At 63.8% G+C, this 12978-nt stretch carries 8 protein-coding genes and 1 pseudogene; 5 read left to right on the top strand and 4 right to left on the bottom strand.

Annotated features, from left to right (window positions below):
* The first annotated feature begins 20 nt into the window (after positions 1–20).
* From AB0N24_RS25830 to AB0N24_RS25845, 4 genes are read left to right on the top strand one after another with little or no spacing between them, the layout of a single operon-like run.
* Entirely contained in the window at positions 21–1124 is a 1104-nt protein-coding gene (locus tag AB0N24_RS25830) for a substrate-binding domain-containing protein (protein ID WP_364130983.1), read from the top strand.
* A 28-nt stretch (positions 1125–1152) separates the two neighbouring features.
* Positions 1153–2703 (top strand): amidase, encoded by a 1551-nt coding sequence (locus tag AB0N24_RS25835; RefSeq protein WP_364130986.1) that lies wholly within the window; start codon positions 1153–1155, stop codon positions 2701–2703.
* Positions 2696–5257 carry an ATP-binding cassette domain-containing protein gene (locus tag AB0N24_RS25840; protein WP_364130989.1) on the top strand — a complete coding sequence of 854 codons (2562 nt, stop codon included), beginning with the start codon at positions 2696–2698 and terminating at the stop codon, positions 5255–5257. The genes AB0N24_RS25835 and AB0N24_RS25840 overlap by 8 nt, the downstream gene beginning before the upstream one ends.
* Positions 5254–6261, top strand: a complete 1008-nt coding sequence (locus AB0N24_RS25845) for an ABC transporter permease (RefSeq protein WP_364130992.1) — start codon at positions 5254–5256, stop codon at positions 6259–6261. The genes AB0N24_RS25840 and AB0N24_RS25845 overlap by 4 nt, the downstream gene beginning before the upstream one ends.
* Positions 6262–6370: 109 nt before the next feature.
* Here the strand turns inward: AB0N24_RS25845 and AB0N24_RS25850 are convergent, their stop codons facing one another.
* Positions 6371–6934, bottom strand: a complete 564-nt coding sequence (locus AB0N24_RS25850) for an ArsR family transcriptional regulator (RefSeq protein ID WP_364130995.1) — start codon at positions 6932–6934, stop codon at positions 6371–6373.
* Positions 6935–7282: 348 nt separating this feature from the next.
* On the opposite strand from AB0N24_RS25850, the gene AB0N24_RS25855 reads away from it, so the two are divergent.
* Complete coding sequence (locus AB0N24_RS25855; protein WP_364130998.1) at positions 7283–9187, top strand: FAD-binding monooxygenase; 1905 nt, start codon at positions 7283–7285, stop codon at positions 9185–9187.
* 1162 nt (positions 9188–10349) lie between these two features.
* Here the strand turns inward: AB0N24_RS25855 and AB0N24_RS25860 are convergent.
* From AB0N24_RS25860 to AB0N24_RS25870, 3 genes and pseudogenes are all read right to left on the bottom strand, one after another.
* Positions 10350–11855, bottom strand: a complete 1506-nt coding sequence (locus tag AB0N24_RS25860) for an NAD-dependent succinate-semialdehyde dehydrogenase (protein WP_364131000.1) — start codon at positions 11853–11855, stop codon at positions 10350–10352.
* 20 nt (positions 11856–11875) lie between these two features.
* A complete protein-coding gene (locus AB0N24_RS25865; protein ID WP_364131002.1) occupies positions 11876–12688 on the bottom strand; it encodes an HpcH/HpaI aldolase/citrate lyase family protein in 813 nt (270 codons plus the stop codon).
* A pseudogene (locus AB0N24_RS25870) lies at positions 12673–12978 on the bottom strand (2-oxo-hepta-3-ene-1,7-dioate hydratase); the annotation flags it as partial. The gene AB0N24_RS25865 and the pseudogene AB0N24_RS25870, both read right to left, overlap by 16 nt.

The raw sequence follows: 12978 nt of genomic DNA on the forward strand, positions 1-12978 counted from the left end.
CCAGAAGTACACACAAACTCATGGCCGTGGGAATTGTGGTCTGCACGCTCACGGCTACGACGGCTTGCGGTGAGCTCCAGAGCACGGGAAGTGAGGCCGGTGGCGCGACGACCACTGAAGTAACCAGCGCCCCATTTGAGGGACGACCGTCCATCACAGATTTCTGCGGCGACAAACCCATTCAGGTTGCGTTGGCAGACGGCTTTGGAGGCAACTCCCTCCGAAAAATCATGCGACGCCAGTTCGAGCTGGAGGCCGCGAAATGCGCAAATATCACTAAAACCTTCTACACGGACGCCAACGCGGATCCACAGAAGTATGCCTCGGACATTAACGGTCTCGTAGCCCAAGGGGTTAACGCGATTATCACCCTGAACGACTTCGGTCCGGCTGCCCTTCCCGCGCTTCGAAAAGCAACCAAAGCAGGCGTCGTCGTAGTCCCATACAAGTCCAATCCGGGAGGGACTCCGGGCAGTGATTATGAAGTGTTCGTCAGCGAAGATTCCGATGCGGTCGGAAAGGAATGGGCCGAATGGGGCGCGGATATCCTCCACGGGAACGGGCAAGTTGCCATGCTTGGGGGCACTCCTGGCAATGCCCTCAGTACGGCATTCCTCGACGGGTACAAGAAGGCAGCCCCTGACGGGCTCAGGCTGGTCCAGGACGATCCAATCACAACCAACTGGACGATTGCCGGGATGCAGCAGGCGGTTACCGGTTTGCTCACGAAGCACGCCGACACCGGACTTCTGCTGGCCGACTATGGGGCGACGATCCCTGCAATCGCCAGGGCCTACGCCGCCGCCGGCAAGCCCCTAGTGCCTATTGCCGTCACGGCCAGCTCCAACGAAGTTGGTTGCGCCTGGGAAGGTCTCAAGGCCCAGAACCCTGACTTCGAGCTGCTTTCTATCGACGGAACGGGCAACGTCCCGAAGATTGCTCTCCGCAAGGCCGTCGCCGCAGCTCAGGGCCTAGAAAATCCCGAATCTCCGCTCGTGAAGCTCTCGGTCTTCATCGATACGAAAAACGGCAAAATGCCCACCTGCAACCCGGCTCTGCCACCGGATGCCGATCTTTCGGCAGACCTCACCCCGGAACAGATGAAAGAAGTCTTCGCCCGCTGACGCTGGCGTACCTAAGTAAAGGAACATCATGACAGTCTTTGGACCCACGTTCGGCGACCTGAACGAAACAAATGATCACCTTGGTCTGGAAAGCTCCCCGGCCGAACTCGACGCCTTCCAGGAGGTTATTGAAGGGATGCTCGGAGCGTATCATCGGCTTGACGAGATGGAAGAGCCGCTCGTGGCGCCAAAATACTTGCGTTCCGACGGGCGGCGTCCGGCGGAAGATGAGAATCGTTTGGGGGCGTGGGCTTGGAAAGCAGAGATTGCCGGCGCACCGGACGGTCCCCTCGCGGGTAGGACTGTGGTCATCAAGGACTCCATTGCCGTTGCCGGCCTTCCGATGAGGAATGGGTCGGCAGCGCTCGAAGGGTTTGTGCCTGCTGAAGACGCGACCGTTGTCAAGCGTCTTCTGGACGCCGGTGCGACAATTGTCGGAAAGTCGACTTGCGAAAGCTTTTGCTTGTCGGGTGCCAGCCACACGTCCGATCCCGGGCCGGTGCGCAATCCTCATGATCCGTTGCGGTCCAGTGGGGGATCCTCGAGTGGATCGGCCGTTCTTGTTGCCACCGGTGAGGTGGATCTGGCCGTGGGCAGTGACCAGGGTGGTTCGGTTCGTATGCCCGCTGGTTGGTCCGGGGTCTATGGGCATAAGCCAACGTGGGGTCTTGTGCCGTACACGGGTGGAATAACCATTGACCAGACGGTCGATACGTTGGGTCCGCTCGCCCGGACACCAGCGGATCTTGCCTTGATGCTGGACGTCATGGCGGGTCCGGACGGGCTGGATCCCCGTCAACAGTGGGACTTGCGCGTGGATGCTTACCGGGAAGCGCTGACAGGCCATGTGGAGGGGCTCCGGATCGGGATCGTCACGGAAGGATTCGGTTGGCCCGGCCACTCAGAGGAGGACGTTGACGATATCGTCCGTGAAACTGCTTATGGTCTGCGTTCGCTGGGTTGCATTGTCGGGGAGGTCAGTATTCCGGCGCACCGGGATGCGCAGTCGATCGCCATGCCCATTTTTGTCGAGGGAGGCATCCACGCCATGGCCACCGGTGAAGGGGTTGGCCTGAATTTCCGGGGCCACTATGCAACGGACATGATGGATGCGGTCCGGGAGGCACTCAAGTCCCGCGGAGGAAAGCTGTCGGTCACCCATAAGCTTTATGCCTACTTGGCCGATTCCATGTACCAGAAACATGGACTGCATTACTACGCCAAGGCGCAGAACCTCTCATACTGGCTCCGCGCAGCCTATGACAGCGCTTTTGCCGACTATGATGTGCTCGTCATGCCGACGCTGCCGAAGAAGGCGACCCTTATCCCGCCAGCCGATGCCTCCATTGGCAGTGTTGTCTCAAGCGCTTTGGATATGTTGCAAAATACGTGCGCCTTCAATATTACCGGGCACCCGGCGACCGCGATGCCCGTCGGGATGTCGGAGGGGCTGCCTGTGAGCATGATGATTGTTGCTCCGCACTGGGAGGATGCACGGCTCCTTCGGCTCGCTGATGCTTGGCACCAGCAGTCAGCGGCGGATGTCAGTACCAGCCTGGGGGTCAGCGAACATGCGTGATGTCCTGTCGGAGACCGCTTCCGTGGAGGAACCTGCCCTGGTTTCCGCCGGGGTTCAGTTTTTGGGCGGAACTGCGGGGGACGCCGCTCCGGTACTGCAGCTGTCCGCTATCGAGAAGCATTTTGGTCCTGTCCACGCGCTCAAGGCCGTGAGCCTGGAACTTTTTGCGGGTGAAGTCCTCGGCCTTGTCGGTGAGAACGGAGCCGGGAAATCGACGCTTATGTCTGTGGCTGCGGGTTCGCTGATGCCCGACTCAGGAACCGTCACCATTGCTGGCCACCGTATGGATGGCAGCGATCCGGAGGCCTCGCGCAGGGCGGGCCTAGCGATCGTCTATCAGGATCCGGCGCTGATTCCCGACTTACGTGTCGATGAGAATTGCTACCTTGGCGTCGCTGAGGAACATCGGCCTAGGTTCGGGGGCCTTGCGGCGTGGTCTCGGAAGCTGACTGCTTCGTTCTCTTCTGAGAGTCCGCTGCCGCCGGCCGTCCCGGTGCGCGACCTTCAACCGGACAAGCGCTTCGTGCTCGAGATCTCCAAGGCCCTGGCGGGGAATCCCAAGGTTGTCATCCTGGACGAACCCACGGAGCATCTGAGCAAAGAGGATGTCGAGATTCTCATGGCGAACGTCCGCCAGTTGGCCAAGCAAGGCTGCGCGGTCGTCTATATCTCCCACCGCATTCACGAGGTTAAGACGATTGCGGACCGGATTGCCGTACTCCGTGACGGCGCGATCCAGGACGTTTTTCCGGCCGGGCAGAAAACGGATCGTGAGATCGTCAACATGGTGGCCGGAAAGCAGTTGGCCGCTTTGTTTCCGGAAAAGCAGATATTTAGTGACGACAGGCAAACGGCCGTCGAAATTCAAAACTTCGTCGGGGAGAATTTTTCCGTGGATTCCCTTGCGCTGCACAGGGGCGAAATCGTCGGATTGGCGGGTATTGAGGGGCAGGGCCAGCGCGATTTCCTCCGGGCCTTGGCCGGTCTCGGAAAGGCCCGGGGGCGGTTTTCCGTCGGCGAAGGTGAGGTACCCCTGGGTAAGCCGTGGAAAGCGGCCGAGCACGGGGTGGCCTTCGTTCCGAACGACCGCCATGGCGAGGGAATATTCACTTCCCTGCCTATTTTGGCGAACCTCACGGCGCGGACGCTGCCAAAATTCTCCCGGGCATCCATCGTTGACCAGAAGCAGGAAGCCGCCGCCGCCGAAGATTTGCGTGCGGCGCTGGGCATCAAGATGAGCTCGCTTGGTGCACCCATTGAGAGCCTCTCAGGAGGAAACCAGCAAAAGGTAGTGATGGCCCGCAGCCTTGCATCCAAGCCGACGCTCCTTCTGGCCGATGAGTTGACCCAGGGCGTTGACGTCGGTGCGCGGTTGGACATTTACGAGATCCTCCGCTCAACAGCGGACTCCGGCGGGACTGCCCTGGTCCTTTCCTCCGACGCGATGGAACTCAGCGGGCTTTGCGACAGGGTCCTGGTGTTCTCCAGAGGTCAGGTCGCGGCAGAACTCGAGGGCGACGAACTGACGGAAGAAGCCATCACCCACGCGGTCCTGACGTCGACCACCACGCGGTCGGTTGCGGCAGCGACAGAACGATCACGTGCGAAACGGTTTCTGAGCGGTGACTACTTCCCCGCCGTAATCCTCGGCCTGGCCTCACTCGTCTTGGGCGGTGTGGCAGCGTCCCAAAACGCGTTCTACCTCACCGCTTTCAACCTCAATTCCCTGCTGCTTCTCTTCGCCGCCTATGCTTTTGTTGCACTGGCGCAACAACTGGTTATGATGACCGGCGGAATCGACCTGTCGGTGGGTCCACTGGCCGGTGTCGTGGTCGTGGCGGCCTCGTTCGTCCTGCCGGCCAGCCTCTCCAGTTACGGGGGATTGGCGCTCGGCCTGCTGATTGTGTGCGCCGTCGGCCTCGTCACCGGCGTGGCCAATTGGGTGCTCATCGAATTTACGAAGATTCCTCCAGTAATCGGCACACTCATCACGTTTACCTTGCTCCAAGGCGTTTCCCTGGTGCTCCGCCCTGAACCGGGTGGGGCCATCAACGGGACCTTCCTTGGGTGGCTCGAAGCCTCCGTTGGATTCGTGCCCGTGGCCGCCATCGCCGCCGTTGCCCTCGGGCTGGGGCTGGAGCTCGCAATGCGGCGCACGGCCTGGGGCCTAAAGCTCCGTGCTGTCGGCTCGCGCCCCGCCGCCGCGAAGCGCCTCGGCATCAGGATCCGCTGGACACTGCTGACCGCATACGTTGGCGCTTCAACCATCGTCGTGTTCGCAGCGCTGGTCTTGATGACACAGACAGGATCGGGAGATGCCAGCGCGGGGATCAGCTTCACGTTGCCCAGCGTCACCGCCGTCGTTCTGGCCGGTGCCAGCGTCTTTGGAGGCCGGGGTTCATTCATCGGAGCCCTTACGGGTGCGCTGCTAATCCAGCAACTGAATACTGTCACCGTCTTTCTGGCCCTTGACGAGGCATGGCAACACTATCTGCTGGGCGGACTAACCATCCTGGCCGCCGGTTTCTACTCAAAACTGAGGTCGAAGGCATGAACATCGCAACAAAGAAGACAGTAAAGCGCAGCTCTGGAGCGGTTCGAGCGCCGGGCGCGGCAGGAGGCGGCTATTCGCTGATCCTCTGGGCGACGCTCGCACTGCTCGCAATCACCCTCTCATCGGGGGTCCTGACCCTCGCCTCGTTGCTCTCCCTCCTGCCCTTCGCCAGCATCCTGGCGGTAGCAGCGGTAGGGCAAATGCTTGTCGTTCAACAACGTGGACTGGACTTCTCCGTAGCGGGTATCTTCTCCCTCTCCACCATCATCGTGACAGTGATACCTTCCTGGCTCGGCATCGGCGTGGCCGAAAGCATCGTCATAGCCGTCCTAGTGGCGGCCGTCATCGGCTGGGCGACCGGCTTCTGCGTGACAAGATTCGGGATTACTCCACTTATTGCCACGCTGGGAGTCAACGCGCTCCTCCTGGGTGTCTGCCACTCCATCTCCGGCGGCAGCCCGACCAGGGCATCGGAGTCGCTTACCGCATTCGCGTCGGCCCGCCCGTTGGGCCTACCCGCCACCCTGCTCGTTGCCGTGCTCTTCATCGGGACTGCGGCGTGGCTGTTCCGGCGGAGCACCTTTGGTAAGTGGACGACGCTAGTGGGCGCGAATCCGCTTACGTCGCGAGCGAGCGGTTTCCCGGTTCAGCGGTACCAGGTAGGAGCCTACATCCTCGCCGCCGTCTGCTACTGCGTCGCCGGGATCATGTTCGCCGGCTACGTCGGGACCCCTCCCACAGATTCAGGGAACGCGTACTTACTGGCATCAGTGACTGCGGTCGTCCTCGGCGGGACACCGCTGACGGGCGGCCGGGCGAGCGTCATCGCAACAGCGATCGGTGCACTATTCATCACCAGTCTCGGCCAGTCCGTCCTCGCGCTGGGTGCGCCCCCATCGGTCCAGCTCCTCGTGCAGGGCGCAGCAATCGCCGTGGCCATGACACTAAAGGTCGTCCCATTCCACCGACTCCGAACCCGCAAGCCCGAACCGGTGTCGGGCTGACTGGTGGCCGGTATCCGGATGCCGGCCACCGTCGTCCTTCGCCAGAGGACGTCGGGTGAACTCGGATGCCGACGGCGTGTGGAACGTCGAGGCGTTACCTCGTTTCGATTCAGTCGAACTGCTCGCTGATCCGCCGAGCGGCCTCCACCAGTGACGTCCCGACCCGATCCGCGGGACGCTCATCGCCAACGTAAACCACGGCGATGGCCGCCGGCTGCAGTCCCTGCCCTAGGCTCAGTGGGGCGGCCACTCCGGTCACGCCCGGCAGGACTTCGTGGTGGGTGACGGCGAATCCCTGCTCCCGCACCGAAGCCATTTCGGGCCGACGGGGGCGCTGTGGGGAAATTGCCTCCCACTGGGAATCGTCCAAGATCGCTTGGAGCGCCAGCCCTGGCGCCCCGGCGTCAATGGGGTGGCGTGTGCCAGGGCGCTGTACAACGGCCGAACCACTGTGTCGTGGTTCAACACTGGTCAGAGTCGTGCAGTCCCCGCGGTCGAGGACGACAAGGAAAGCGGTCATCCGGAGCTCGTTGGCGATGGACGTCAATTCCGGCAGTGCCGCCGTCTGCAGGTCGCGGGCAACGGCGCGGGCAAGCGTAGCCAAGCCGGTTCCGAGGACCAGTCCTCCCGCCGGGTCCCTGGCGATGAGTCCGTGGTCCTCGAGGGTGCGCAATATTCTATAGGCGACAGACCGGTGCACCCCAGCCGGTCTGAGACCTCGCCAATGCTAAGGGCCTTCGTCGCCTCGCTAAGGATTTCAAGCATTCTGATGCCGCGCGAGAGCGTCTGGGAATGTGCCGCGGCCGTCTTTTGGCCTGAAGCTGCTGCGTTTGCCATGTGGTCTTTCGCTCCGTCCTTCTCATGACTCAATGCGCCTAACTGTGGCTGGAGTCACGAAATATTTGCATTTTCCCCCTGCTGCTCTTACTGTCAGACTATTGGTTCTATAATAGAACATCAAATTCTATTATAGAACACCGATTATTGCGGCAGTGAGCCCTACAACGAAGTGAGGAACCCCGTGCATTTCCACCACCACGGTTACGTATCCGGTGACCCGAGGGTCCAGCCGGCCGCCGGCGTCGGCATTGACCGGCCCACACAGCTTCCCGATGAAGTGGACGTGCTCATCGTGGGCACCGGCCCTGCCGGCATGCTCACCGCCGCGCAGCTCTCGCAGTTCCCGGGTGTCACCACCCGGATCGTGGAGCGGCGCGGAGGGCGGCTCGCCATCGGCCAGGCTGACGGCATCCAGGCCCGCAGCGTCGAAACTTTCCAGGCCTTCGGCTTCGCCGAGCGGATCATCGCAGAGGCCTACCGCATCACCGAGATGGCGTTCTGGAAGCCGGACCCCGCGGACCATTCCCGCATCGTCCGCGCAGCCCGCGCCGTCGACGACCCGGCGGGCATCAGCGAATTCCCGCACCTCATCGTCAACCAGGCCCGCGTGCTGGACTACTTCGCCGAGTTCATGGCCAACTCGCCCACCCGCATGGCGCCGGACTACGGCTATGAGTTCCGGAGCCTCGAGGTCGGCGAGGGGAAGTACCCCGTCACCGTGACGCTCCTGCACACTGCCGGCCCGCTTGAAGGGCAGGAGCGCGTGGTCCGGGCCAAGTACGTCGTTGGTGCGGACGGCGCGCGGAGCAAAGTGCGGGAGTCCATCGGCTGCACGCTGGCCGGCGACCAGGCCAACCATGCCTGGGGTGTGATGGACGTCCTCGCCACCACGGACTTCCCCGACATCCGTTTGAAGTGTGCCATCCAGTCCGGCGAGGGCGGCAGCATCCTGCTGATCCCCCGCGAAGGCGGCCACCTCTTCCGCATGTACGTTGACCTGGGGGAAGTGAACCCCAGCGACAAGGGCGCCGTCCGCAACACCACCATCGAACAGATCATCGCCAAAGCGAACGACATACTGCACCCCTACACACTCGATGTGCGCAACGTCGCCTGGCACAGCGTGTACGAGGTGGGCCACCGCCTCACCGACCGGTTCGACGACGTCCTCCCCGAAGAAATCGGCACCCGCACGCCGCGGGTGTTCATCACCGGCGACGCCTGCCACACGCACAGCGCCAAGGCCGGCCAGGGCATGAATGTGTCCATGCAGGACGGTTTCAACCTGGGCTGGAAGCTCGGCCATGTGCTGGAGGGCCGGAGCCCGGAGGGCCTGCTGTCCACCTACTCGGCGGAGCGCCAGGTCATCGCTAAGAACCTGATCGACTTCGACAAGGAGTGGTCAACACTTATGGCGAAGAAGCCCGAGGAGTTCGAGAGCCCCTCTGAGCTCGAGGACTTCTACACCAGCACCGCAGAATTCCCGGCAGGCTTCATGACCCAGTACGCCCCGTCCATGCTCATCGGAGAGCAGGCACACCAGGACTTGGCCACCGGCTTCACCGTCGGCAAGCGGTTCAAGTCCGCGCCCGTGGTGCGGGTCTGCGACACAAACCCGTTGCAGCTCGGACACCAGGCGAAGGCGGACGGCCGCTGGCGGATCTACGTCTTCGCGGATCCGTCCGTTGCGGGGTCCGCTTCCCCGACCAACGACCTGGCCGAGTGGCTGGCGAACGCGCCCGACTCACCGCTGGCCGCAACGCCGTCGGGCCTTGACCGCGACGCATGGTTCGACGTGAAGGTCATCTACCAGCAGGAGCACACAGGCATCGACATCAGCGCCGTCCCGGCGGCGTTCACGCCGGAAGTCGGCCCGTTCAGGCTCACCTACCTGGAAAACGTCTACGGCACCGGTCCGGCGGCAGACATCTTCGAGCTGCGCGGCGTCGCCCGCGGCGGGGCCGTTGTCGTCGTCCGCCCGGACCAGTACGTGGCGAACGTGCTGCCGCTGACGGCGACGGCGGAGCTCGCCGCGTTCTTCGCGCCGCTGCTGCCGACCCGGAAGCCCGAACCGGCACGATCGTAACGGAGCTCCGAAGCCTCGGAATAGGAACCAGGATGGTATGACGGGGCGGCATGAAAGCATGCGCTCGGGCCGCCAAGACCCTCCGAAAACCAGGGCCGGTTACTGCCTTCAAGAGCGATCCCGTCCCTCGCGTGGGGTTCTTGGAGTCTGTGGGTAATTTGGACATCCGGGCTGTGACCGCTGGTCGATGGACCGCGGTCACAGCCCTGACATGTCCGCGGTGTCGTCTTCTTGGCTGCGTTCGGGAACGGGTGGTAAACCACGACAAGATCACAGAGACGCGTCGCGAGGTGGACGCCATGCTCATTCGTTGGCAGGCAGCTTCATTTTCATGTTGGTCGTGGCGCCTACCGTGACGTAGAACAGCTACGGTCCAACAGCACGAACGGTGGTCCCTTGGCGGCGTCAGGGAGGAGTTGAAGCGCCTGACTTTCCGGCTGCTTTGCTCACTTGGCGCGTCAGTCGCCGTCGTTGGGGCGCTGTTGGACGTCCGTGGCCCGTGCAGATTTCTCGCGAGTGAGGCGCAGTGATTGTTCATGTTGGGCAATGAAGGGGACGCTGGCGTGCTGCGGGGGTGTTCCATAACGCAGATGGTGGCCACGGGCAACTAGGCGGGGAGGAATAGAGCTCGATTTCGAACCACGTCCCCGACTGTTAAATAGCCGTACTCGAAGTTGGGCCTGAGACCGCATCGCTGGTCGACGGATGTTCGGTAGTTTCGGATGCTCTGCTTGGTGCAGGCCGTTGCGGTAGCTCTCCGGTGTATTGAAATTGCCTTGGTCAAACGGCCGATGGGTCGGTAAGGCCTTGTTTACTGTCTCTGTGGCGACGTGCGTCGTAGGTTGTGTGGCGAGAACTTCAGCGGCTTGCCCTGGCCGCACACAGTTTCGCATTCGGCCCGTGTACGGCTACTGATCGGCGGCGTCGTCCTCTTCCTGACCCGCGCGGTGTATGAACAATTCGCCCACAGCTTCGGCCAGGCCCTGGACTACAGCCGCGATGACCTCCAAAAGGACCGACATGGAGGCACGCTACCGCGAACGGACCCTATCCTGAAGAGGCTAATGGACCGCAGACCGAGCCTTCCGGGATCGGGGGTATCGACAGGCCCAACCGCCGGGGTCGCCGTGTTGGTGATTGGGCCTGTCGAGATTCGCGTCCGTCAGTCGGTGTAGGGGTCGGCGATGCCGATGTACTGCGTGGTGGTGTATTCGGCGATGCCTTCCGAACCGCCTTCACGGCCGAGGCCGGACTGCTTAACGCCGCCGAAGGGGGCGGCGGCGTTGGAGATGACGCCGGCGTTGAAGCCCACCATGCCGAACTCGATCTGTTCGGCCACGCGCAGGAGCCGGTTGAAGTCGCGGCTGTAGAGGTAGGATGCGAGGCCGTATTCGCTGGCGTTGGCGAGCCGGATGGCGTCTGCCTCGGTGCTGAAGGTGGTGACCGGGGCAACGGGGCCGAAGATTTCCTGGCGCAGGATTTCCGCGTCGTTCGGGACGTTGGCGAGCACGGTGGGCGGGTAGAAGTAGCCGGGTCCATCCAGGGGTGTCCCGCCGGTGACCGCGGATGCGCCGGCGTCGACGGCGGCGGTCACCAGGGCGTGCACGTCGTCGCGGGCTCCGGCATCGATCAGCGGGCCAACCTTGGCGTCCGGCTCCGTGCCGCGGCCGGTGGCCAGGGCGCCCATGGCCGCGGCGAACTTTTGCGTGAACTCGGCTGCCACGGATTCCTGGACCAGGAAGCGGTTGGCCGCGGTGCAGGCCTCGCCCATGTTCCGCATCTTCGCTGCCATGGCGCCTTCGACGGCCTTGTCCAGGTCGGCGTCCTCGAACACGATGAACGGTGCGTTGCCGCCGAGCTCCATGGAGGTGCGCAGCACGTTCTGCGCAGCGTCGGCGATGAGTCGTTTGCCCACCGGGGTGGAGCCGGTGAAGGAGACCTTCCGCAGCCGTGAGTCCTTCATGAGCGGTCCGGAGATGCCGGAGGCGCTGGAGGAGGAGACCACGTTCAGGACCCCTGCGGGCAGGCCGGCGTCGAGCATGGTCTGCGCGAAGTACTGCGCGGTGAGCGGTGTGAGCTTGGCGGGCTTGAGGACCATGGTGCAGCCTGCGGCGACGGCCGGGGCGACCTTGCGGGTGGCCGTCGCCAGCGGGAAGTTCCAGGGCGTGATCAGCAGGCACGGGCCCACCGGCTTGTGCTGGACGAGGATCTTGTTCTTGCCCTCGGGGGTGGTGAGGTAGCGGCCGTAGTCCCGGACTGCTTCTTCGGAGAACCAGCGCAGGAATTCAGCGCCGTACGTGACTTCTCCACGGGCTTCGGCCAGCGGCTTGCCCATTTCCAGGGTCATCAGCAGCGCGAAGTCCTCGGCCCGTTCGGTGACCAGGTCGAAGGCGCGGCGGAGGATTTCGGCGCGCTCCCGTGGTGCCGTCCGGGCCCAGGAAGCCTGGGCGTTGTCTGCGGCGCCCAGCGCGGCGAGGGCGTCCTCGCTGGTGGCGGAGGAGAGGGTTGCGAGTACCTCGCCGGTGGCGGGGTCGTGGACGTCGAAGGTGCCGCCGTCGGACGCGTCCCGCCACTGGCCGCCGATCAGCAGGCCGGTGGGGACGGAAGCGACGAGCGCGGCTTCACGCTCGTTGGAGACGGTAGTGTGCTGTGCTGATGAAACTGTCATCGAGGGTGTCCTTACAGGGGTCAGTAGCTGGTGGGCGGTTCGGCCGGTTCAACCGCCGGGTCCGGGATAAACGCTGTGGCGAGGGCTTCTGAGCCGCGGGCCAGGATGGCGACGTCGGCGCCCACCAGCACAAAGGAGGCGCCGGCAGCGAGGTAGCTGCGGGCGGTGTCCTTGTTGAAGGCGTTGACGCCTGCGGGTTTGCCGGCCGCTGTGGCGGCGGCGAGGCAGTGTTCGACGGCGGCGCGCACTTTGGGGTGTTCCTGTTGTCCCAGCATGCCCATGGACGCCGCGAGGTCGGAGGGCCCCAGGAAGATGGCGTCCACGCCGTCGACCGCGAGGATGTTCTCCACGGCAGTGACGGCTGCTTCGGATTCGATCTGGACGGTGAGGCTGACGGTTTCCGAGGCGCGGGCGAGGTAGTCCGGGATGCGGTTCCAGCGCGAGGCCCGGGCGAGGGCCGAGCCCACGCCGCGGACGCCGTGCGGCGGGTAGCGGGTGGCGGCCACAGCGGCTTCGGCCTCTGCGGCGGAGTTCACCATGGGCACCAGGAGGTTCTGCACGCCGAGGTCCAGGTACTGCTTGATCAGCACGGTGTCGTTGACCGGCGGCCGGACCAGTACCTGGACCGGGTAGCCGTGGACGGCTTGGAGCTGGGCGAGGACGGATTCGAGCCCGTTGGGGCTGTGTTCGGCGTCGATCAGCAGCCAGTCGAGGCCGGCCCCGGCGCACAGCTCGGCCACCAGCGGGCTGCCGGAGCACACCCACATCCCCGCCAAGGACCGGTCCGCGGAGGCCAGTGCGTCCCGGAAGGTGTCTTCTATTCGAAGCGGCATGTCACGGCTCCCAGCGGTCCGTAGTCGGCGTGGACGGTGTCGCCCTTGTAGACCCAGAGGGGCCGGGTGAAGGAGCCGGCGAGGATGATGTCGCCGGCCTTGAGGCTGTCGCCGTGCGCGGCGATTTTGTTGGCCAGCCAGTGGACGCCGTTGGCCGGGTGGTCCAGGACGCCGGCGGCCACGCCTGTTTCCTCTACGGTCTGGTTCTTGTAGAGGATGGCGGAGACCCAGCGGAGGTCGACGGCGTCAGGCTTCACCGGGCGGCCGCCCACCACCATGGCGCCCATCGC

The organism is Arthrobacter sp. NPDC093128, from assembly GCF_040683875.1.
GTDB lineage: Bacteria > Actinomycetota > Actinomycetes > Actinomycetales > Micrococcaceae > Arthrobacter.

Excerpts from the sequence above, each read along its gene's own strand:
- AB0N24_RS25845 (WP_364130992.1), top strand. The coding sequence starts at position 5,254 with ATGAACATCGCAACAAAGAAGACAGTAAAGCGCAGCTCTGGAGCGGTT.
- AB0N24_RS25840 (WP_364130989.1), top strand. The coding sequence starts at position 2,696 with ATGCGTGATGTCCTGTCGGAGACCGCTTCCGTGGAGGAACCTGCCCTG.
- AB0N24_RS25865 (WP_364131002.1), bottom strand. The coding sequence starts at position 12,688 with ATGCCGCTTCGAATAGAAGACACCTTCCGGGACGCACTGGCCTCCGCG.
- AB0N24_RS25835 (WP_364130986.1), top strand. The coding sequence starts at position 1,153 with ATGACAGTCTTTGGACCCACGTTCGGCGACCTGAACGAAACAAATGAT.
- AB0N24_RS25860 (WP_364131000.1), bottom strand. The coding sequence starts at position 11,855 with ATGACAGTTTCATCAGCACAGCACACTACCGTCTCCAACGAGCGTGAA.
- AB0N24_RS25830 (WP_364130983.1), top strand. The coding sequence starts at position 21 with ATGGCCGTGGGAATTGTGGTCTGCACGCTCACGGCTACGACGGCTTGC.